We start from the raw sequence: 290 nt of genomic DNA, 5'->3' as shown, positions 1-290 counted from the left end.
CGCCAGCCCATGTTCTGCACGAACAACCGCATGCCCTGGCTGGCACTGGCCAACAGCCGCTTGCCGATCGACAGGCTCGTATGCCCGGTGCTGCTCAACGCCAGGTGTTCACCGGTCGCGACATGCGTCGAGCGCGGCGTGGTCAGGGCGATGCCCGCCGGGCTGGCCAGCACCAGGTGCGGTTCGCTGAACTCGGGAAATTCGTTGGCGCTCTGGTTGGTCGGGCCGCTGCCGACGATGCCCTGGTGCTGCGCATGCAGGGCCTTGGCCACCTCGTCCTGATCGCCCGC

At 68.3% G+C, this 290-nt stretch carries 1 protein-coding gene; it reads right to left on the bottom strand.

The annotated features are described in order from the left end of the window. Nucleotides 1-290: DUF2345 domain-containing protein (locus tag NP552_RS25895; RefSeq protein ID WP_274097333.1), on the bottom strand; the 290-nt coding region annotated here is incomplete at both ends.

Origin of the sequence: Pseudomonas sp. 8209, from assembly GCF_028682105.1 — a bacterium.
Classification (GTDB): Bacteria; Pseudomonadota; Gammaproteobacteria; order Pseudomonadales; family Pseudomonadaceae; genus Aquipseudomonas; species Aquipseudomonas palmensis.
Note: the sequence above shows the minus strand (reverse complement) of the source record. Positions and strands in the feature narration are given on the sequence as shown.